The organism is Kitasatospora sp. NPDC051164 (genome assembly GCF_044455625.1).
In the GTDB taxonomy this organism is placed as follows: Bacteria; Actinomycetota; Actinomycetes; order Streptomycetales; family Streptomycetaceae; genus Kitasatospora.
This window is the reverse complement of sequence record NZ_JBITFB010000031.1, coordinates 89,818-109,938: the sequence shown is the minus strand read 5'-3', so window position 1 is coordinate 109,938 and position 20,121 is coordinate 89,818. Positions and strand designations below refer to the sequence as shown.

The window sequence follows — 20,121 nt, the reverse complement described above, 5'->3', positions numbered from 1 at the left end:
GAATACGAGCAGGCGTACTGGGCGAGCCTGGAGGAAGCCCCGCAGGCCGCTTGATCACACAATCGCGGACTCTACGAAACTCGGGGCAGCTCACGGCGCCCGTCGGCTCGGGCCTGGGCCGCGAACGGCCGGTACCGGCCGTTCGCGGGGTGCCGGTTGCGCCGTATCTCGCGGCTGATGGTGGAGGGGCTGCGGCCCAGCTCGGCGGCGATCGCCCGGATTGTGGCCTTCTCCCGGAGCCGGTCGGCGATGTGAATGCGCTCGTCCTCCCGCAGGTAGCGGGACGCGCCACAGGGCGGCAGCACCGGCCTGACCGGTGCTGCCGCCCTGTTCTGACCGGAGGCGTTCCGGCCGTTGCGCCATCGCTTGCCCGTGCGGAGGTTGATGCCGACCGCACGGGCGGCTTCCACATAGCCGGCACCCTGCTTCACGAGCCGGAAGTATTCCTCCCGCTCACGCGTCAGCTTGCGACGGCCCTGCCCCGTCCGCTCCTCGCGGATCTCGAAGGTCATTGCACTCCCCAGCTGGGGTGTTGCAACGATCCCTAGAACTCAAGGACCGGTGACGGGGCCCTCGTGCGTGTGGACGTGGCCCGGGTCGAGCGGCGGGGTGGTGCCGCAGGTCCACGCGCAGTCCGGCTCGGCCACCAGGTGGTCCTCGGGGGCGAGGACGTTGCCCCGGACGGTGGCGAAGGCGATCAGCCCGCCGCCGGCCAGCAGGCCCGCGCAGATCAGCATCGCGGTGTGGAAGGCGGAGTCGACCGCGGACGGCACGCGGTAGGCGTCGCCGCTCAGTCCGGCCAGGGCCGGGAGGGCGGCCACCGCGAGCAGGCCGGCCGCGCGGGCGGCGGCGTTGTTCACCCCGCTCGCGATGCCCGCGTGCCGGACCTCGACGGCCGCCAGCACGGTGGCCGTCAGCGGCGCGACCAGCAGCGTCATGCCGCAGCCCATCACCGTGACGGCGGGCAGCACGTCCGCCCAGTAGGAGGAGCCCGGGCCGATGCGCAGCATCAGCAGCACCCCGGCGGCGCACAGCAGCGGGCCGACGGTGAGCGGGATCCGCGGGCCGATCCGCTTGCCGAGGCGCCCGGCGCGCGCCGACAGCCCCAGCATCAGCACCGTGATCGGCACCAGCGCGAAGCCCGAGACCAGCGGCGAGAACCCGGCGACGATCTGCAGTTGCACCACCAGCAGGAAGAAGACGCCGCTGAACGCCGCGTACACGCAGAGGGTGACCAGGTTCACGGCGGTGAACAGCCGGGAGGAGAACAGGCCGAGCGGCAGCATCGGATCGGGCGCGCGGCGCTCGACGGCCACGAAGGCGACGCCGAGCACCACACCGATCAACCCGCTGACCCAGACCACGGCGGACACGCCCTCCCCGGCGGCGGTCAGCGCGTAGGTGATCGCGCCGAGGGCGAACGCGGCGAGCACCGCGCCGAGCACGTCGAAGCGGCCGGTGGCGCTCTCGTCCCGGCTCTCCGGCACGTACCGCGTGGTGACCGTGATCACGGCGGCCGCGAGCGGCAGGTTCAGCAGGAAGATCCAGCGCCAGCCCGGGCCGTCCACCAGCCAGCCGCCGAGGAAGGGGCCGACCGCGGCCGACACGCCGCCGAGGCCCGACCACAGCCCGACCGCGGCCGAGCGGTCGTCAGGGTCGAAGACGGCTTGGAGCATGGCGAGCGAGCCGGGGGTGAGCAGCGCCCCGCCGATGCCCTGGACGGCGCGGGCGGCGATCAGCACCTGGATGTTCGGCGCGGCGGCGCAGGCCGCGGAGGCGGCGGCGAACCAGACCACGCCGATGAGGAAGACCCGGCGCCTTCCGTACCGGTCGCCGAGCGCGCCGCCGAGCAGGATCAGGCCTGCCAGGGTGAGCAGATAGCCGTTCAGCGTCCACTGAAGGGACGCCAGGGAGGCGCCGAGATCGGCGCCGATGCGGGGCAGGGCGACGTTCACCACGGTGCCGTCCAGCATCGCCATGCTGGAGCCGAGCACCGTCGCCAGTAGTACCCAGCGACCCTGCGCGGTGCCCAGGCGCAGGGTGCCGGCCTCGGAAGTGGCCACGGCCCGATCCTGCTCCCCGTGAGGCCCGCGTGACAAGGGTCACCGGCGGGTGTGTCGGTGGTGTGCGGTGCGTGAGCGGACGACCGCGCAGTGCCGTCGATGTCGGCGCAGGGTCGTGGATCAGTGGCGCGGGGTGAATGGATCGCATGCGCACCGTGCAGCGGATCATTCGGAGAGTCACTGCGCCCCGGGGGATGGTTGCCGATTCAAGAGATCGACATTGCTTCACCCGAACGGATGGGTTTTAGTTCAGCGACCGCCCGGCCAGTCCGGACGGATCCACCGGGTGGAACGCCGAGTCCTGCCGCTTCCCGGTGGTTCGAACTGAACTCTGTACGGCAGGAGCGGGGGACCCACAGGTAAGTCGCCGGACCGGAAGTTCGCGCCTCAGGGCGCGGCGTCCAGGGCCGGCTTGGGGTGAAGCCGCGCATGCGGCCGGGCAACTCCAGCCCGAACCCGACAGCTCACCTCGCAGGCGTCGGAGAGGAAACTTCCATGCCTGCTCAGGCTCGTCGTATCGCCCTGCCCCGCGCCGCCCGCATCGGCATCGCCACCGCCGTCACCGGTGTCTCCTTCGCCCTCCCGCTCGTCACCGCGATGAGCGCCCAGGCCCACACCGCCCCGGTCGCCCCGGCCCCGCAGGCCGCCGCCTCCACCACCGCCGCCGACGCCGCGCCGGCCCAGGCCGCGCCGGCCCCGGCCGCTCCGGCCGCCGCGCACGAGAGCTACCGCGTCGTCAGCGGCGACACCCTGTCCAAGATCGCCGACGCCAAGCACGTCGAGGGCGGCTGGCACGCGCTGTACGAGCAGAACCGCTCGGTCGTCGGCGCCAACCCGAACCTGATCTTCCCGGGCCAGCAGTTCGCGATCGCCGGCCACGCCGCCGCGCCGTCCGCGGACGTCGCCCCGGCCAAGCCCGCCAAGCCGGCCGCTCCGGTCACCCAGGCCGCTTCGGCCGCCAAGCCGCAGGCCCAGGTCCAGGTCAAGACCGAGGCCGCCAAGCCGGCCACCCAGGTGCAGACCCAGGTTCAGACCGCCGCTCCGGCCCAGGCCGTGACCGCCGCTCCGGTCGCCGCCGCCTCCGGCTTCGTCGCGCCGCTGGCCCACCCGGTGCTCGGCGAGGCCTACGGCGTGGCCGGCTCGATGTGGGCCTCCGGCCACCACACCGGCCAGGACTTCGTGGCCTCCACCGGCACCCCGCTGCGCGCCGTCGCCAACGGTGTCGTGGTCAAGGCCGGCAACGGCGGCGCCTACGGCAACGAGGTCGAGATCAAGCTCGCCGACGGCCACTACGCCCAGTACGCGCACCTGTCCGTGATCGGTGTGAAGATCGGTCAGACCGTCACCGTCGGCCAGCAGCTCGGCCTCTCCGGCGCCACCGGCAACGTGACCGGCCCGCACCTGCACTTCGAGATCCGCACCGGCCCGGAGTACGGCTCGGACATCGACCCGGTCGCCTACCTGCGCGCGCACGGCGTCGCGCTCTGACCCTGTCGGGGTTTCAGGAACCACCGCTGCTGCGGAGCGAATCGATCCTCCGGGATGGTCATGTCGGGTGACCGCTCGACCGGGTGATCGCCGTGCAGTGGACATGGGCGCGGGACACGCCCAGGCCGGCCCGGCTCGCGGGATTCAATTCCTCGCGAGCCGGGCCGGCCGCTGCCGTTTTCGGGGTCGGCGGTTCGTTTTCGGGGCGGGGTCGGGGTGGGATCGGGGTGGCGTTCGCGGTGCGCCGGTGGTGGCCCGGGCGGTACGTGAGGAGGACGCGGCCGGGCGGTGAGCCGGCGACTCAGCTGCGGTGGGCCGGTTGACCGTACCGGGCGGCGGCCAGCAGGTCGTGCATCCTGTGGCCCAAGTCCTCGGTGTCGCGGGCCGGTTCGGGGAAGACCAGGCGGACGTCGCGGTGGCCGTCGGGGTGGTCCAGGCGCAGCACCAGGCCGTGGCGGTCCAGGGCGAGCGGGCGGACGTCCGGGTTCCGGGCGAGCAGCACCGGGTCGAGCAGGCGGGTGAGGACCTCGAGTGCGTCGGCGTGGTCGTCGGCGAAGTGGGTGAGCATCGCGGCCTCGTGGCGGGCCATCGGGTCGGGGGCGGCGAGGGCGAGGTCGGCGGCGGTGACCGCGCCGGTGCCGTACGGGGTGGCGAGGACGGCGTGGGCGACGTCCACCCGCAGGTGGACGCTGAGGCTGTCGTCGGCGAGGTGGGCCAGGTGCAGCCGGCCGGCCAGGGTGAGGCGGGCGCGGACGCGGTCGCGGACGGCGACGGGGGCGACGTCGGTGACATCGAGGACGACGGCGAGGCCCTCGGCGGCGTGGGCCGCCGCGACAGTGAGCGGGGTGTCCAGCGGGGCGCGCAGCCGCAGGCGGGAGCCGTGGGCGGAGACCGGGCCGTCCAGGTCGTGCTGCTCGCCCAGGGCGCGGACGGCGAGCGAGGAGGTCGTGCTGAGCAGGCTGTGGATCCGTTCGGCGGTGGTGGGCTCGGGCACCTCGGTGTCGCCGGTTGGCAGGCTCATGGACGGACCTCCAGATAGTTAGGTGAGCCTAACCTAATATTGCTGGCGAAGCGTGGCAAGCAGGCCTCGGGGAATGCCGAGGGCCCGGACGTGCGGTCCGGGCCCTCGGGTCGGCTGGATCGTCAGGCGACGACGGCCTGGGCGTCGATCTCGACCAGCATCGGCTCCTGCGGCAGCTCGACGAAGACGGTGGTGCGGCAGGGCTTCACGCCGCCGGGCTTGACGTTCTCCTCGATGAACTCGGCGTAGACCTCGTTCATCAACGGGAAGTCCGCGCGCTTGGTGAGGTAGACGCGGAACATCACCACGTCCTCGATGGTGGCGCCACCGGCCTCGACGATGGCCTTGACGTTCTCCAGGGTGCGCCGCGTCTGCGCCTTCACGTCGCCGCGGTGGAGGTACTCGCCGGTCGCCGGATCCTGCGGGCCCTGGCCGGAGACCTGCAGGATCGGGCCCTTGCGGATGCCCTGGGAGAACATCCAGGCGGGGGCGGGGGCCCCGTCGGTGCGGATCTCGATCTTGTCGGAGGACATGGGGGTTCCTTGCTCCTTGGAGTTCTCGGCGGCTGCTTCGGACTGTCGTGATGATCCGTCAACTGTGGTCGAGTAGGCCGCCGCAGTCGGCCGACACCGCGCGGGCGGTGGCGAGCAGCTGCGGGAGGAGGTCCAGGACCTGCTCGTACGGGAGGACGACGTCCGGGACGGAGATGGAGGCGGCGGCGACGACCCGCCCGCTGGCGTCCCGGACGGGTGCGGCCACGCAGTTGATGAAGGCCTCGTGCTCGGCGTGGTCCTGCGCCCACCCCTGGGCGGCGACCTTCTCCAGCTCGGCGAGCAGCGCCCCGGGCGTGATGAGGGTGCGTTCGGTGTGCGGGGCGAAGTCGATCCCGGCCACCACCCGGCGCCGCTCGGGCAGCGGCAGGTCGGCCAGCAGCACCTTGGAGACCGCGGCGCTGTGCAGGGCGGCGCGCAGACCGATCCGGGAGTACATCCGCACCGGATGGCGGGAGTCGAACTTGTCGATGTAGACCACCTCGCCGCCCTCGTACGCGGCCAGGTGCACGGTCTGGCCGGTGGCGGCGTTCAGCTCGGCCAGGTGCGGGGCGGCGATCCGGCGAATGCCGCGCTGCTCCAGAGCCAGACCGGACAGGGCGAAGAGGCCGGCGCCCAGGTGGTAGCGGTAGGCCGCGTCGCGGTAGACGAATCGTTCATCTTCGAGGCTCTGGAGCAGCCGGAGCACGGTCGTCTTGTGGACGCCGAGCACCTCGGCGAGCTGGTCGAGGGAGCGTTCGCCCTCGCCGAGCTGGGCCAGGATGCGCAGGGCGCGGGTGACGGTCTGGCTCATCGTGCTCCGCTTCGAGGGCTGGGGTGGCTACTCATCGGGCCCAGGCCCGGCCGGCGGGCGGCGTTCGGTCGGTGGGCGGTGCTCCGTTTGTGGGGTGCGGGCGGTCGGAGGGGTGCGGGCGGTCGGCCTTGTGGGCGCCGTCGGTGGGCAGGGTCGGGCCGGTGATGCCGGCCGCGGTGACCCGGGTGGCGGCCCAGTCGGCGGCGGAGGCGTCGAGCAGTGCCGTCACGACGGCGGCGGGCGGCAGCTCGGCCTGGTCGCCGTGGGCGGTCAGCGCGCAGGCGGCGCTCAGGTGGCCGAGCCGCAGCCGGCGGCGCTGGTCCAGGCCCCGGACGGTGCCGGCCAGGTAGCCGGCCGCGAAGGCGTCGCCCGCGCCGGTGGCCTCGACCACCTCGACGGCGAGGGCCGGCTCGGTGACCGCCGTGCCGTCCCGCTCCAGGGCAATGACGTGCCGGTCGGCGTCCTTGACCACGAGGGTGGCGGGGGAGGGGAAGCGGCGGCGCAGGGCGGTGGGGTCGCCGGTGCCGAAGGCGGCCTGCGCCTCGTCGGCGCCGAGCAGCAGCAGGTCGGCGGCGTCCAGCAGCGGCGGCAGTACGGCCGGGTCCCGGTCGTGCCAGAGTGAGGGGCGCCAGTTGAGGTCGAAGCTGACCAGCCGGTCCGGGCGGCGGTCGGCGAGCAGGGCGCGCAGCAGGGCGAGGCAGTCGTCGGAGAGCGCGGCGGTGATGCCGGACAGGTGCAGCAGACGGGCGCCGGCCAGCAGTGCGGCGGCGGCCGGGTCGGCGAGCAGTGCGGGGGAGAGCGCGGCGGCCGCGGAACCGCGCCGGTGGTAGTGCAGTCGGCTGCGGCCGGGGCCGAGGTCGTGATCGTGGCCGGTGGTGCCGCCGACCTCCTTGAGGTAGACGCCGGTCGGGCGGTGTGGGTCGACCGCGACCGCCGAGACGTCCACGCCGCGGGCGGCGACCTCGGCGACGAGCCGCCGACCGAAGCCGTCGTCGCCGACCCGGCTGACCCAGGCGGTCGGCACGCCGAGCGCGGTCAGTGCGCCGGCCACGTTGGACTCGGCGCCGCCGACGGCGAGCCGGAAGTTCTCCACCGACTCCAGTGGGCCCGGGCGGTCCGGGAGCAGGACCGCCATCGACTCGCCCACGCACACGGCCGTCGGGGGAGGACCCGGGCGGGTCGGGCCCGGGGTGTCCTGTCGCGGCATGTGCTGGGCTCCTCGTCTGCGGCCGTTCCGTCGGGTGCGGGCCGGGACTCCTGAACGTGGGTCGGGTTCGTTGAGCGTGGGTCAGTTCCGTTCGGGGTGGGTCTGGGTGGGTCGGTCCCGGTCGGCCTGGGACGGTTCCGTTGACCGTGATCCGGCGCCGATGCTAGAACCGTGCTGCCAGCATGTGCAACCCTCGTTGCGCATGTTGCAACATGGCAAATGGAGGAAGACCGTGGAGCAGACCTTCGCAAGCAGCGGCACCGGGCCGGGCATCGCCGGCGGCGCGGTGGCGGCCCTGGCCGACGAGCAGCTGGACTGGCGGTTCAAGGCCGCCCCGCCGGAGTCGTGGGGCCACACCGTGCGGGAGTGGCTGGCCACCGGCCCGACCCTCTCCTCGCTCGGCACCCCGCTGCTCACCCTCGACGCTGCCGCGCTCGAGCACAACGTCCGCACCATGGCCGACTGGTGCGCCAAGGCGGGCGTCGCGCTCGCCCCGCACGGCAAGACCACCATGGCACCCGCCCTCTGGGAGGCGCAGCTCGCCGCCGGAGCCCACGGCATCACCCTCGCCAACCTGCCCCAGGTGCGAGTCGCCCGGGCCTTCGGGGTGCAGCGGATCCTGCTCGCCAACACCCTGCTCGACCCGGCAGGACTGGTCTGGCTCGCCGACGAACTGGCCTCCGACCCGGGCTTCGCCTTCCTCTCCTGGGTCGACTCCACCGAGAGCGTGCGGCTGATGGACGAGGCACTGCGCGCCGCCGGGGCCGAACGGCCGGTCGAGGTACTGATCGAACTCGGCGGCCCCCACGGGCGGACCGGCGCCCGCGGCGTGGACGCCGCCGTCGAGGTCGCCGCCGCCGTGCTGCGCGCCCCCACCCTGCGCCTCGCGGGCGTCGGCGGGTACGAGGGCGCGCTCGCGCACGACGCCACGACCGACGGGCTGGCCACCGTCCGCGGCTACCTCCGGGCACTGGCCCAGCTCCACGGCCGGCTCGCCGGCGCCTACCCCGACGACGCGCCGCCGGTGGTCACGGCCGGGGGCAGCGCCTACTTCGACCTGGTGGTCGAGGAGTTGGCCGACCTGCCGGACGCCCTGGTGGTGCTGCGCTCGGGTGCGTACATCGCCCACGACGACGGCTTCTACCGGGGCATCTCGCCGCTCGCCCGGCACGGCGGTGAGGCACCCTTCCGCGGTGCGCTGCACGGCTGGGCCCGGGTGATCTCCCGCCCCGAGCCGCAACTCGCCCTGCTGGACGCCGGAAAGCGCGACCTGCCCTTCGACGACGGCCTGCCCGAGCCGCAACGGGTCCGCGCCGGAGCCGAGTTGACCGGGACGGCGGCCCGGATCACCGCGCTCAACGACCAGCACGCCTTCCTGCGTGACGCGGGCGACCTCGCGCCGATCGGCGCGGTGCTGCGCCTGGGCGTGTCGCACCCGTGCACCGCCTTCGACAAGTGGACGGCGATCCCGGTGCTGGACTCCGCGGACGCGGCCGAGCCGAAGGTCACCGGGTTGGTCAGGACCTTCTTCTGATGGCCGGGGCGAAACCGGAGGGGGTGTCGGCGGGCAGGGCGAGATCGGACGGGGTGCCGGCGGTCGGGTCGAGTGCGGCCGAGGCGAGGGTGGGCGGGACGGGAGCAGGCCGATCCGGGGCACGGGCAGGCCGATCCGGGCCGGGTGCGACGGTCTTCCGGGGCGCCACCATCGTGGACGGCACCGGCGCGGACCGCTACCGGGCGGACGTACGGATCGCCGACGGCCTGATCACCGAGATCGGCGACCGCCTCGACGCGCCCGAGGTGGTGGACGCCGACGGCCTGGTCCTGACCCCCGGCTTCATCGACATGCACGCCCACTCCGACCTCGCCCTGCTGCTCGAACCCGAGCACCCGGCCAAGGTCACCCAGGGCGTCACCTGCGAGGTCCTCGGCCAGGACGGCCTGTCCTACGCCCCGGTGGACGACACCACGCTGCCCGCGCTGCGCCGCCAACTCGCGGGCTGGAACGGCGATCCGGCCGACCTCGACTGGGACTGGCGCGACGTCGCCGGCTACCTGGACCGGATCGACCGCACCGGCGTCGCCGTCAACGCCTGCTACCTCGTCCCGCACGGCACGCTGCGCACCCTCGTCATGGGCTGGGCCGACCGCCCGCCCACCCCGGCCGAACTCGACCGGATGCGGCAGGTGTTGGCGAGGAGCCTGCTGGACGGCGCGGTCGGCATGTCCAGCGGCCTCAGCTACACCCCCGGGATGTACGCGGACACCGCCGAACTGGTCGAGCTGTGCACCATCGTCGCGGCCTACGGCGGATTCCACGCTCCGCACCAACGCTCGTACGGTGAGGGGGCATTGGAGGGCTACGCGGAGATGGTGGAGATCTCCCGGCGGAGCGGCTGCGGGCTGCACCTGACCCACGCCACGATGAACTTCGGCGTCAACCGGGGCCGGGCCGGCGAGCTGCTGGAGCTGGTCGACGAGGCACTCGCCGACGGCGTCGACCTCACCCTGGACAGCTACCCCTACCTGCCGGGCTCCACCACCCTGGCCGCCCTGCTGCCGAGTTGGGCCACGGAGGGGGGACAGGCGCCGACGCTGGCCAGGCTCAGCGACCCGGCGCAGTGCGCCCGGATCCGGTACGAGATGGAGGAGAAGGGCAGCGACGGCTGCCACGGCGTGGTCACCGACTGGGCGACGGTCCAGATCTCCGGCGTTCGGTCGGCGGAGCTGGCGCCGGCCGTCGGCAGGACCGTCGCCGAACTCGCCGACGGGGAGCGGCGGACCGGCACGGAGGTCTTCCTCGACCTGCTGCGCCGGGACGAACTGGCCACCACGATCCTCCAGCACGTCGGGCACGAGGAGAACGTCCGGGCGATCATGCGCCACCGCGCGCACACCGCCGGCAGCGACGGACTGCTGGTCGGCGCCCGGCCGCACCCGCGGGCCTGGGGCACCTTCCCGCGCTATCTCGGCTACTACAGCCGGGAGTTGGGCCTGCTGACACTGGAAGAGACGGTCGCCCGGATGACCGGCCGGCCCGCCGCCCGGCTGGGCCTGCACCGGCGCGGCCGGATCGCCCCCGGCCACCACGCCGACCTGGTACTCCTCGACCCCGAACGGGTCCGGGACGCCGCCACCTTCGAGCACCCCCGGCGGCCCGCCGAGGGCATCGAGTGCGTGTACGTCAACGGCACCGCCGTCGTCCGGCAGGGTCGCACCACCGGCGCCCGGCCCGGGCGCGCCCTGCGCCGCACCGACCGAGGAACCCGAGCCGCATGAACTCTCTCTCAGCCCTGCGGGACGACCGGGTGATCGCGGTGGTCCGCGCGCCGCGCATCCCGGACGCCTCCGCGCTGTGCGAAGCGCTCGCCGCCGGCGGCATCGAATGGACCGAATTCACGTACACCACACCGGATGTGACGAAGCATCTGCGTCGCGCCGCACAGGCCGGCCACCGGGTCGGTGTCGGCACCGTGCTGACCGCGGAGCAGGCCGAGCGCGGGGTCGCGGTCGGGGCGTCCTTCCTGGTCACGCCCGGCTGCCGGCCCGAGGTCGCGGAGGCGGCGAAGGCCGCCGGGGTGCCGGTGGTGCTCGGGGCGCTCACCCCGACCGAGGTGGCCCGCGCGGTGGACCTGGGGGCGGCCGCCGTCAAGATCTTCCCGGCCAGGGCGTTCGGTCCCGGCTACTTCAAGGACCTGCGCGGCCCGTACCCGGACGTCCCGCTGGTGGCCTCCGGCGGGGTGAACGCGGGCAACGCCGCCGAGTTCCTGGGGCAGGGCGCGCTCGCGGTCTGCGCGGGGACGGACGTGGTGCCGCCGGAGGCGGTCGTGGCGGGGGACTGGGCGGAGATCACCCGGCGGGCCCGGGCGTTCACGCAGGCGTGCGGGGCGCCGTAGGAGCGAGGGAAGGCGGCGGCGGGGAGAGGCGGGCTGTCGGGACGGCCGCGATTGGACGAGAATCGGTGGCACCCGGTTCGGCCCCGGCCGAGTCCGGCCCGGCTCAGCCCCGCCCGGTGCACCCCGGGCCCCGGACCCGGTAGGAGGACCTCCGCCCATGACCTCGACCCGCCCCGGCCCCGACTGGCTCGCCGACGCCGTCCTCTACCAGATCTACCCGCAGACCTTCGCCGACTCCGACGGCGACGGCATCGGCGACTTCGCCGGCATTGCGGCGCACCTCGACCACCTCGCCTGGCTCGGCGTCGACACCGTCTGGCTCAACCCCTGCTTCGCCTCGCCGTTCCGCGACGCCGGGTACGACATCACCGACTACCTCGCCCCCGCCCCGCGCTACGGCAGCACCGAGGACCTGGTCGCGCTGGTCGAGGCCGCCCGCGGCCGGGGCATCCGGGTCCTGCTGGACCTGGTCGCCGGGCACACCTCCGACCGCCACCCCTGGTTCCTGGCCGCCGCCGAGGACCCGTCCGACCAGCGGTACATCTGGTCCGACCGCCAGGTGGACGGCTTCGTCCCCTCACCCGGCAGCCGCCCGGGCTGGTACCGGCCGAACTTCTTCGACTGTCAGCCCGCCCTCAACTTCGGCTACGCGCGCAGCAGTTCGGACGAGCCCTGGCGCCAGCCGGTGGACGCCGAGGGCCCGCGCGCCAACCGGGCGGCGCTGCGCGACATCATGGCGCACTGGCTCGGCCTCGGTGTGGCCGGCTTCCGGGTCGACATGGCGTACTCGCTGGTCAAGGACGACCCGGGCAAGGCCGAGACCGCCAAGCTCTGGACCGAGCTGCGCGACTGGCTGGACCGCGCCCACCCCCAGGCCGCGCTGCTCGCCGAGTGGGGCGACCCCTCCGCCGCCGTCGCGGCCGGCTTCCACGCGGACTTCTTCCTGCACTTCGGCGGGGAGGACCACGGCCTCCCGCTGCGCTCCCTGTGGAACAACAACGGCGGGACGGTCGAGGAGTTCTGGCAGCAGGAGGCCTGCTACTTCGAGGCCGAGGGCCGCGGCACCCCGCAGCCCTTCCTGGACGCCTGGCGCTCCGCCGCCGAACTCACCGAGGGCAGCGGGCACATCGTGCTGCCGACCGCCAACCACGACTTCTCCCGGCTGGCCGCCGGTCCGCGCACCGCCGAGCAGCTCGCGCCCGCCTTCGCCTTCCTGCTCACCTGGCCCACCCTCCCGGCCGTCTACTACGGCGACGAGATCGGCATGCGCTACCTCCCCGGCCTGCCCGACACCGAGGGCAGCGTGCTGGGGCCGCGCTTCAACCGGGCCGGCTCGCGCACGCCGATGCAGTGGACGCCCGGCCCGACGGCCGGGTTCTCCAGCGCTCTGCCCGAGCGGCTGTACCTGCCGGTGGACCCGGACCCGCACCGCCCGGACGTGCTCTCCCAGCGCGCCGATCCGACGTCGCTGCTGCACACCGTCCGGCGGCTGATCGCCCTGCGTCGGGCGCACCCGGGGCTGGGTCCCGCCGGCGGGGTGGAGGTCCGGCAGGCCGGGTACCCGCTGGTGTACACCAGGGGCGGGCGGTACCTGGTGGTGGTCAATCCGCGGCGGGAGCCGGGGGTGGTGCCGCTGTCGCACCTGTTGTCGGGGCCGGCTGAGGGTGTCCGGTCGTTGGAGGCGCAGGGCGTGCGGGTGGCGGACGGGGAGCTGCGGGCGGACGGGTTCTCGTACGGGGTTTTCGAGCTGGGCTGATCGTGGGCGAAGGGGGCCGGTTGTCGGGGCCGGCTTCCGCTCGATGTCAGATAGTTGTAAGCTACATCCATAGATGGTTGCATTTACCACCTGCATTGGTTGTATTTGCCACCCTCTTGACTGTACGGGACGCCACCGGAGGACGGTACGAACACCATGAGCACACCCCAGAACCCCGCCGCGGCGCCCACCCTGGGGCACTCGCTCAAGCACCTCGCCGTCCACCTGATCACCCCGCTGCTGATGTGCCTCGGCATGGCGCTCGCCTACCAGGGCGCCTTCCACCAGCCCGAGCCGCACCACCTCAAGGTCGCCGTCGTCGGCACCACGCCGCAGGTGCACGGCCTGGCACAGACGATCCGCGAGAAGGCCGGTGACGCGCTCGACGTCCGTACCGTCGACGACCGGTCCGCCGCCGAGCGGCAACTGCGCGACCGCGACCTGGTCGGCGCCTTCGTCCCGGACGCCAGGAGCCCCGAGCTGATCGTGGCCAAGGGCAACTCGGACACCTCGGTGGTGGCCGCCACGGCGGTCTTCACCAACGTCACCGACCAGCAGGGCGTCCCCCTGCACGTCACCGACCTGACCACCCCCGCCAAGGGCGACCCGACCGGCCAGGGCCTGTTCTTCCTGCTGGTCGCCCTGAGCATCGGCTCGTACGCGAGCGTGGCGGCGATCGGCGCCGCCGGTGCCGCGCTGAGCGTGAAGGTCCGGGCGCTGGTCGGCGTGGCGGTCTCGCTGGTGGTCAGCGTGATCGGGATCGTCACCGCCGGGCCGCTGTTCCACGTCGTCGACCACGACCACGCCGCGATCTGGGCGCTGGGCTGGCTCTACTCGGCGGGCATCGTGCTGATCGGCATCGGCCTGCACAGCTTCCTGAAGAAGTGGACCACGCTGACGATGATGGTCCTGTTCGTGATGCTCAACTTCACCTCCTCGGGCGGTATCTACCGGCCCGAGCTGCAGAACGGCTTCTTCGGTGCCCTGCACGGCTTCTGGACCGGCGCCGGCTTCCTCGAGGGCGCGCGCAGCATCATGTACTTCGACGGCGGCGCGGGCCTCGGCGGGCACGTCGTGACCCTGCTGGTCTGGCTGCTGCTGGGCGGGGCGGCCCTGGTGGCCGCGGCGATGTACGAGAGCCGTGCGCGCCGTCCGGTGGAGACGCCGGCGGAGGCCGAGGAGGAGATGGAGGAAGCGGTCGCGGTCTGACCGCACCCCTCGGGAAGACTTCACCGGGCGCCAGGGCATCGGCACCGGGTGAGGATTCGCGGCCCGCGCCCGGCCCTGGACAAGCCGGACGCGGGCCGCTTCACGATGCGGCCTGGTCGTGGCTCATGCGTGGTCCGTGCCGTGCGGGTCATCTGTGCCGTGCGCGTTGTCCGTGCCGTGCGCGCCGCGCGTGCCGTCGGGCGTGGCGGACCGGGTGGTGGTGCGGGTGTGACGGCTCCCGTGGGGCGGTACCGATGCGGCGGTGACGATGACCTTCATTGGTGCAGGTCTCGGTCGCTCCGCTCCCTCCGCGTGGGCGGCTCGGTGAAGCAACAGTCCCCGCAGAGTCCGGCGTTCGGCCCGACCCGGTAGTAGAGGCAGCAGCTGTTCCGCCGGAACGCGGTGCCACGAGGCCCGGCGAGTAGCGGGCTGGTGACCAGTGTGCCGGACCCGGCCAGCGGCGGGCGGTGCAGCAGCTCCGCGACCAACGCCCGTGCCGCGCCCGGCGCGTGGGCGTCCAGGACCCGCAGCGTGCCGGCCAGTGCGGAGGCGACGTTGCCGAGCAGCAGGCGCGCCGAGAGCGGGGCGGCGGCCCGGACGGCTGTCGCCAGGGGCGCCAACTGACCTACCAGGACGGCGGAGTGGAGCTGGTCGGTGAGCGGTCCCGCGTCCGGCCGGGCGGGCTCCGGCGGCGTCCAGAGATCGAGCGGGCCCTGGTCCGGGATCCGTACCCAGGCGCGCTCCAGCGTCGGGACCGTCCCCAGCAGGACGGCCGAGCCGAGGCCCACCGACCAGAAGCGGGCGGCCAGTCCCAGGTGCAGGATCGAGGCGGCGACCCGGGGTTCGGCCGTGCCGAGCCGCTGCGCCACCACCCGGAGGCGCGCGGCCAGCGGCGCGTCCGGCCCGGTGCCGTAGAGCTCGGGCAGCGGGCGGAAGCCCTCCGGCGGAGCACCGGCGGGGGAGGTGTCCAGCGCGAAGTACGGCCCGACGGCGGCGAGTCGGTGGTACTCGGGCAGTGGCGACTCGGGCGTGGGGTTCTCGGGTGCGGGGTTTGACGGGTCGGGCGCGGGGTTCAACGGCCGTCCCCTGTGCGGTCGTTGGACCCCGCGCCGGCTTCGGATGGCCCGGGTGTGGTCGGGCGGTCGGGCGAAAGCGGTGGCATCGGTGGCCTCCAGGGTCCGGGTGCTCGGGGCGCAGCGGCCGGGCGGCGGCGCACCGCCCCGTGCGGACCCCGGAGGACCGAGAACGCCCTGGTCGGGCGGGTGTCAGCCGCGCACGGTGAAGTCGCCACCGGTCGTGCGGATGAACGGTACCGTGCCCTGGCAGTCCGCCACCGGCAGGCCCAGCGCGCCCCAGACCCAGCCGAGCCGGTCACCGTGCCGGCCGTTGTCCTCCACCGACAGCGAGACCTTCTGGCCGACCACCTCCAGGCCCGGGAACCACGGTGCCTCGCCCTTGGTGATCACGCCGGTGGCGATCGCCTCCCGGCCGCCGACACCCAGGCAGGTGATGTCGCCCTCGAAGTCGGCGACCAGCCGGCCGTCGTTGTGCACGTGGCGGACGTGGAAGTGGCCGCTGGTGCCGCCCGGGTCGGTGCTGGTGGCGGCGCGGGCGTCGACCGAGATCCGGACCGGGTCGCCGGCGAAGCCACCGAACGCGGAGGTGAGGACGGTGTCACCGGTCCCGCGCACGCTCACCGCCCCGGGGCCGCCCGCGGCTGCGGTCGGCTGCCCGGCGGCGGTCGACACTGCGGAGACCGATGCTTCGGAGCCCGGTACTGCGGAGATCGGCACCGCAGATGCCGGTACGGCGGCGACGACCGTCGCGGCCAGCAGGAGGAGCGAGGCTGCGGCGGTGGCGAGACGACGGTTCATGACGGTTCGTCCTTCTTCGGGGTGGTTGCTTCGACGACAACGAGTCTGCCGCCGCCGGTTCGGGCAAACCTCCCGCTGCGGAGGGGAGTCGGCGGCCACCGGCTCCCTCCCGGGGAGGAGCCCCGCCTCCCCCGGGAGAGCTGCCCGTAGGCTCGGCCGGGTGCGCACCGAATCCCCGACCCGCCCCGCCCGGCCGCGTTCCGTCCGGGTCCGGCGGCCGCTCGCCGTCCTCGCCGCGCTGGTCCTGTCGGCGCCCGTCGCGCTCGCCCACCCGGGCGACCACGGCGCGGCCCTGCTGCTCGCCCTGACGGCCGCGCTCGCGGCGGTGGTGGCGCTCCTGCCGTGGCCTGCCGGACGGATCACGCTCGGCGCGGCCGCCGGGGCGGTGGCCGGCGCCTCGCTGCTGCTCGACGTGCTCTACCCGGGGCCGTACCGGCTGCCCGCGTTCTGGCTGCCCTTCGAGTGGCTCGCCCTGCTCGGGGTGCTGTTCCGGACCGTGCGTCGGCTGCCCGACCGGTGGGCCGGGCCGGTCGGCGGGCTGGTCGGGTCGGCGGCCGTCCTGCTGCCGTTGCGGTTCGCCCTCCGCATGCCCCAGGGCGGCGCGGCTGGCCCGGTGATCAGCGTGCTGCTCTCCCTGCTGCCGGTGCTCGGTGTCGCGGGGGCGGCCCTCTACCTGCGTGTCCTGGACGCCCGCCGGGAGCGGGCCGTCGTGTGGGCCCGGCGCGAGCAGCGGCTCGAAGTGGCCCGGGGGCTGCACGACTTCGTCGCCCACGAGATCACCGGCATTGTGCTGGAAGCCCAGGCCGGTCAACTCCCGGGCCAGGAAGCGGAGGAGACCGCCGTGCTGCTGCGCCGCCTGGAGGAGGCCGGGCTGCGGGCGCTGGATTCGATGGACGAGATGGTCGGGGCCCTGCGCGATGGCCCGGACGGGCAGGGCGAGCGGTCCGCCGGGGCGGCCGCGACCACGCGCCGCCTGGGCCTGGCCGATCTCCCGGAGCTGGTCGCCCGCTTCGGTACGACGGGCGGGCCGGGTGCCACCGTCGACGTGGCGCCCGACGCCGTCGACGTGCTCCCCGCCGAGACCCAGGCGACCGCCTACGCCGTCGTGCTGGAGGCCCTCACCAACATCCGCCGCCACGCCCCGCAGGCCACCGAGGTCGCCGTACGGGTGGCCCCCGGTCGGGACGGCGCCGTCGAGGTGACGGTCACCGACAACGCGGGCCCCGCCCGCAAGCCGCTGCTGCGCCGCCGCCCGGGCTCCGGCGGCACCGGACTGGCCGGCCTCACCGCCCGCACCGCCGCCCACGGTGGCGCGTTGACCGCGGGCCCGGTCGAGCCCGCGGGTTGGCGGGTCAGCTGCACGCTGCCGGGGCGGTAGCGCGCGACGCACGGCACCGGCCGAGGGGGCTCGGCCGGCGTTCGCCGCTTCCGTGCGTGCCGTGCGTGTGGCGCGTGCCGTGCGTGTGGCGAGTGTGGCGCGTGCCACGCGTGCGGAGCGGGTCGGGCATTCCGGGCGGTCAGCGGCCCCGGCCGCCGCCGCGGGCGCCGCGCGGGCGGGTCAGGGTGAAGCGGTCGACGGGGACCAGGTCGCCGTACGGGCCGCTGACGGAGTAGTAGGTGACGTCGATGGTGGTCCGCCCACCGCGCTCACCCGGGTTGACGTCGAAGGACGCGAAGCCGTACGGGTTGTCGGCGTCGCGGAAGGCCGACCAGGGGGCGTCCTCGATCACGTACACCGGCGGGCGCTTGCCGGTGGCCGGGTCGGCGGCGCCGATGCCGGTGATGACGCGGGCCTTCGGGGGGTTGAAGAACAGCTGGTTGGACGGGGCCGAGGTGCCGCCGCCGCCGATCACCATGTGGACGGTGCCCTTGGTGGTGTCGATGGTCTGGGTGCCGGTGGCGACCGGGATCGGGGTGCGGGTGTCGGTCGGTTGCTGGCCGCGGATCGGGTGGGAGCGCTCGTAGTGGTGCTCGTGGCCGCAGACCACCAGGTCCACGCCGTACCTGTCGAACAGCGGCAGCCAGGCCTCGCGTACGCCGAGGTCGGCGCCGTTGAACTTGTCGGCGGTGGAGATCACCACCTGGTGCATGCAGACCACGATCCAGTCGATCTCCGGGTCCGCGTTCGCCGCGGCCAACTCCCGCTCCAGCCAGCGCTGCTGGGCGCCGCCGGAGTAGCCGTGGACGTAGGAGTTGCCGCCGTCCTGCAGGGCCACGTCGTCGTTGTTGAGGCTGATGACGCGTACCGAGCCGGCGGTGAACGAGTACCAGAGGCCGTGCAGTTCGTCGTCCGAGCCGGAGTCCGGCAGGTCGAAGTAGGCCTGGTAGGCGCCGTAGCCGATCGGGCCGTTGCCCTTCTCGTTCTCGTGGTTGCCGGCCGCGGGCATCCAGGGGCGGTGGCGGGCGGAGCGGGTGTTGTTCTCGAACCAGTCGGACCAGGTGCGGACCCGGTCGGTGGAGATGTTCGCGTAGCAGAGGTCGCCGTTGAGCAGGTGGAACAGCGGGGCGATCCGCTCGACCCCGGCGGTGGTGTCGCCGGCGGCGGGGCTGCCGAGGTTGTCGTTGACGTAGCCGTTGGCGGTCTTCTTTCCGAGGGTGGGGGTGCCCTGGTCACCGAAGCTGGTGAAGGTGAAGGCGGACCGGCCGCGCGGGGCGGTGCGGACGGTGCCGAGCTCGGGGGTGGTGCCGTCGTGGACGGCCGCGTAGACGTAGTCCGTGTCGGGGTGCAGGCCGGTCAGCCGGGCGTGGTGCACCTGGACCTCGGTGCCGGAGGCGGCGTCCCGGTAGGTGCGGGTCGCGGCCTGCGTGGTCCGGCCGAAGCCGCCGTTCGAAGTCCCGTACATCACCCGCGGGTTGGCGACGGACCTGGTGGTGTGCCACGACACCACCACCTCGCGCGAGGCGTCCGAGCCGAACTGGAGGTGCAGACCGGCCACCCGCGGGGCGCCGGAGCGCCCGGGCCGCTGCCACAGCAGCGGCGAGGCCGCGGGGGCGGCGGGGGCAGCGGCGGCGGGAGTGGCCGCGAGGCCGGAGAGGGACACGGCGCCGCCGAGGCCGAGGCCGGAGGCGCCGGCCAGGAGGCCGCGCCGGCTGACGGGGAGACGTCCACTGGAAGCGTTCATGGCGGTCAGCTCACCGTACGGAGGTGAACCGCGCCGGGGTCGCCGCGTGAATTTTCCGGCGAGCCGTACAGGGCCAGCCGGGGGAGCTTCCCGGCGGCCTGCGTGTGACGGATCGCGTGGCAGACTGCTGGGCGTGACGAGTGCGAACGGCGAGTGCCCGCGGGTGATCCGCACCCTGATCGCGGACGACCAGGAGGCCGTGCGGCGCGGCGTGCGGCGGATCCTGGAGGCCCAGCCGGACATCGAGGTGGTGGGGGAGGCCGCGGACGGGCTGGCCGCGCTGCGGCTGGCGGCCGAACTGCGGCCGGACGTCGCACTGGTGGACATCCGGATGCCGCGGATGGACGGGCTGGAGCTGACCCGGCGGTTGGCCGGGCCGGGGGTGGCCGAGCCGGTGCGGGTGGTGGTGCTGACCACCTTCGACTTGGACGAGTACGTGTACCCGGCGCTGCAGTACGGGGCTTCGGGGTTCCTGCTGAAGCGTTCCGGCCCGGCGCTGCTGGCCGAGGCGGTGCGGGCGGCGGCGGACGGGGAGAGTCTGATCAGCCCGTCGGTAACGGTCCGGCTGCTGCGGCACGTGACGGCGCCGCGCCGGCCGGAGCGCCGGGGGCCCGCGGCCGCGGCGCCGTTGACCGAGCGGGAGGTGGAGATCGCCGGGCAGGTCGCGGCGGGCCGGACGAACGCGGACATCGCCGCGGAGCTGTTCATCTCGCCGGGCACGGTGAAGACCCACGTCGCCAGCATCCAGCGCAAGCTCGGGGTGGCGAACCGGGTCGGGATCGCCGTGCACGCCTGGGAGATGGGCTACGCCGTACCGAACTAGGCATACCGAACCGGCGGTACTGATCCAGCGGTACTGATCCAGCGGTGCCGAACGGGCCGTGCCGAACGGGCCGTGCCGTACGGGCGGTACGAACCAGTGGCCCGGATGGACATGCTCGGCCGTGCACATGGACGGCGCGTCCACGGAGCCGAGGGGATGCTCCGTGGACGCGGGGAACCTGCGAGGTGGGGGCGGCCTCCGGACTTGACGTCCTCCGGCCAGTAGTTCGATCGTCGACCGAGGTAGAAAACCAGCGGCAGACCCTGATCCGTCTCGATCTGTCGCCACTGCCTCCTGCGGTCGAACTTCCTTCAGCTA

16 protein-coding genes, 1 pseudogene and 1 riboswitch are annotated in these 20,121 nt (G+C 74.0%); of the genes and pseudogenes, 8 read left to right on the top strand and 9 right to left on the bottom strand.

Going from position 1 to position 20,121, the window contains the following annotated elements:
* Nucleotides 1-80: 80 nt before the first annotated feature.
* Both ACIBEC_RS36705 and ACIBEC_RS36700 read right to left on the bottom strand, forming a co-directional pair.
* Nucleotides 81-512 (bottom strand): annotated as a pseudogene (locus ACIBEC_RS36705) (helix-turn-helix domain-containing protein); the annotation flags it as partial.
* Between the two features lie 39 nt (nt 513-551).
* On the bottom strand, nt 552-2,063 hold the full coding sequence (locus ACIBEC_RS36700; protein WP_360503106.1) for a DHA2 family efflux MFS transporter permease subunit: 1,512 nt from the start codon (nt 2,061-2,063) through the stop codon (nt 552-554).
* Nucleotides 2,064-2,375: 312 nt separating this feature from the next.
* Nucleotides 2,376-2,556: riboswitch (cyclic di-AMP (ydaO/yuaA leader) on the top strand.
* A gap of 2 nt (nt 2,557-2,558) precedes the next feature.
* On the opposite strand from ACIBEC_RS36700, the gene ACIBEC_RS36695 reads away from it, so the two are divergent.
* Complete coding sequence (locus ACIBEC_RS36695; protein WP_360503108.1) at nt 2,559-3,551, top strand: LysM peptidoglycan-binding domain-containing M23 family metallopeptidase; 993 nt, start codon at nt 2,559-2,561, stop codon at nt 3,549-3,551.
* A gap of 301 nt (nt 3,552-3,852) precedes the next feature.
* On the opposite strand, the gene ACIBEC_RS36690 is transcribed toward ACIBEC_RS36695, so the two are convergent.
* From ACIBEC_RS36690 to ACIBEC_RS36675, 4 genes are all read right to left on the bottom strand, one after another.
* Nucleotides 3,853-4,572: a DUF2470 domain-containing protein gene (locus ACIBEC_RS36690; protein WP_360503111.1), complete on the bottom strand. Its 720-nt coding sequence runs from the start codon at nt 4,570-4,572 to the stop codon at nt 3,853-3,855.
* Between the two features lie 122 nt (nt 4,573-4,694).
* Nucleotides 4,695-5,105 (bottom strand): RidA family protein, encoded by a 411-nt coding sequence (locus ACIBEC_RS36685; RefSeq protein ID WP_360503114.1) that lies wholly within the window; start codon nt 5,103-5,105, stop codon nt 4,695-4,697.
* A gap of 58 nt (nt 5,106-5,163) precedes the next feature.
* Entirely contained in the window at nt 5,164-5,916 is a 753-nt protein-coding gene (locus ACIBEC_RS36680) for an IclR family transcriptional regulator (RefSeq protein WP_360503117.1), read from the bottom strand.
* A gap of 31 nt (nt 5,917-5,947) precedes the next feature.
* Entirely contained in the window at nt 5,948-7,123 is a 1,176-nt protein-coding gene (locus tag ACIBEC_RS36675; RefSeq protein ID WP_360503120.1) for a sugar kinase, read from the bottom strand.
* Nucleotides 7,124-7,355: 232 nt separating this feature from the next.
* Between ACIBEC_RS36675 and ACIBEC_RS36670 the strand changes: the two genes are divergently transcribed.
* The 5 genes from ACIBEC_RS36670 to ACIBEC_RS36650 all read left to right on the top strand — a co-directional run bounded on the left by ACIBEC_RS36670 (nt 7,356) and on the right by ACIBEC_RS36650 (nt 13,984).
* A complete protein-coding gene (locus ACIBEC_RS36670; protein WP_360503123.1) occupies nt 7,356-8,657 on the top strand; it encodes an alanine racemase in 1,302 nt (433 codons plus the stop codon).
* Nucleotides 8,658-8,830: 173 nt separating this feature from the next.
* On the top strand, nt 8,831-10,402 hold the full coding sequence (locus tag ACIBEC_RS36665) for a D-aminoacylase (protein WP_360503126.1): 1,572 nt from the start codon (nt 8,831-8,833) through the stop codon (nt 10,400-10,402).
* Nucleotides 10,399-11,019 (top strand): bifunctional 4-hydroxy-2-oxoglutarate aldolase/2-dehydro-3-deoxy-phosphogluconate aldolase, encoded by a 621-nt coding sequence (locus ACIBEC_RS36660; RefSeq protein WP_360503128.1) that lies wholly within the window; start codon nt 10,399-10,401, stop codon nt 11,017-11,019. The genes ACIBEC_RS36665 and ACIBEC_RS36660 overlap by 4 nt, the downstream gene beginning before the upstream one ends.
* Nucleotides 11,020-11,176: 157 nt before the next feature.
* Nucleotides 11,177-12,775, top strand: coding sequence for an alpha-amylase family glycosyl hydrolase (locus ACIBEC_RS36655; RefSeq protein ID WP_360503131.1), 1,599 nt, complete (start codon nt 11,177-11,179; stop codon nt 12,773-12,775).
* A gap of 156 nt (nt 12,776-12,931) precedes the next feature.
* Nucleotides 12,932-13,984, top strand: coding sequence for a hypothetical protein (locus ACIBEC_RS36650; protein ID WP_360503134.1), 1,053 nt, complete (start codon nt 12,932-12,934; stop codon nt 13,982-13,984).
* Between the two features lie 275 nt (nt 13,985-14,259).
* On the opposite strand, the gene ACIBEC_RS36645 is transcribed toward ACIBEC_RS36650, so the two are convergent.
* Nucleotides 14,260-15,060: a (2Fe-2S)-binding protein gene (locus tag ACIBEC_RS36645; RefSeq protein WP_360503137.1), complete on the bottom strand. Its 801-nt coding sequence runs from the start codon at nt 15,058-15,060 to the stop codon at nt 14,260-14,262.
* A gap of 189 nt (nt 15,061-15,249) precedes the next feature.
* The gene (locus ACIBEC_RS36640) at nt 15,250-15,858 is read right to left on the bottom strand and encodes a hypothetical protein (protein WP_360503140.1); all 609 of its coding nucleotides are present in this window, start codon (nt 15,856-15,858) and stop codon (nt 15,250-15,252) included.
* Between the two features lie 160 nt (nt 15,859-16,018).
* Between ACIBEC_RS36640 and ACIBEC_RS36635 the strand changes: the two genes are divergently transcribed.
* On the top strand, nt 16,019-17,236 hold the full coding sequence (locus ACIBEC_RS36635; protein WP_360503143.1) for an ATP-binding protein: 1,218 nt from the start codon (nt 16,019-16,021) through the stop codon (nt 17,234-17,236).
* Nucleotides 17,237-17,375: 139 nt separating this feature from the next.
* Here the strand turns inward: ACIBEC_RS36635 and ACIBEC_RS36630 are convergent, their stop codons facing one another.
* The gene (locus ACIBEC_RS36630) at nt 17,376-18,980 is read right to left on the bottom strand and encodes a metallophosphoesterase family protein (RefSeq protein ID WP_360503146.1); all 1,605 of its coding nucleotides are present in this window, start codon (nt 18,978-18,980) and stop codon (nt 17,376-17,378) included.
* A 133-nt stretch (nt 18,981-19,113) separates the two neighbouring features.
* Here ACIBEC_RS36630 and ACIBEC_RS36625 point away from each other — a divergent pair, with 133 nt between their 5' ends.
* Complete coding sequence (locus tag ACIBEC_RS36625; RefSeq protein ID WP_360503148.1) at nt 19,114-19,803, top strand: response regulator transcription factor; 690 nt, start codon at nt 19,114-19,116, stop codon at nt 19,801-19,803.
* Nucleotides 19,804-20,121: the final 318 nt, after the last annotated feature.

Coding starts and splice junctions, on each gene's coding strand:
- ACIBEC_RS36690 (WP_360503111.1), bottom strand. CDS start 4,572: ATGAGCCTGCCAACCGGCGACACCGAGGTGCCCGAGCCCACCACCGCC.
- ACIBEC_RS36685 (WP_360503114.1), bottom strand. CDS start 5,105: ATGTCCTCCGACAAGATCGAGATCCGCACCGACGGGGCCCCCGCCCCC.
- ACIBEC_RS36680 (WP_360503117.1), bottom strand. CDS start 5,916: ATGAGCCAGACCGTCACCCGCGCCCTGCGCATCCTGGCCCAGCTCGGC.
- ACIBEC_RS36655 (WP_360503131.1), top strand. CDS start 11,177: ATGACCTCGACCCGCCCCGGCCCCGACTGGCTCGCCGACGCCGTCCTC.
- ACIBEC_RS36675 (WP_360503120.1), bottom strand. CDS start 7,123: ATGCCGCGACAGGACACCCCGGGCCCGACCCGCCCGGGTCCTCCCCCG.
- ACIBEC_RS36630 (WP_360503146.1), bottom strand. CDS start 18,980: ATGAACGCTTCCAGTGGACGTCTCCCCGTCAGCCGGCGCGGCCTCCTG.
- ACIBEC_RS36695 (WP_360503108.1), top strand. CDS start 2,559: ATGCCTGCTCAGGCTCGTCGTATCGCCCTGCCCCGCGCCGCCCGCATC.
- ACIBEC_RS36660 (WP_360503128.1), top strand. CDS start 10,399: ATGAACTCTCTCTCAGCCCTGCGGGACGACCGGGTGATCGCGGTGGTC.
- ACIBEC_RS36650 (WP_360503134.1), top strand. CDS start 12,932: ATGAGCACACCCCAGAACCCCGCCGCGGCGCCCACCCTGGGGCACTCG.
- ACIBEC_RS36640 (WP_360503140.1), bottom strand. CDS start 15,858: ATGAACCGTCGTCTCGCCACCGCCGCAGCCTCGCTCCTCCTGCTGGCC.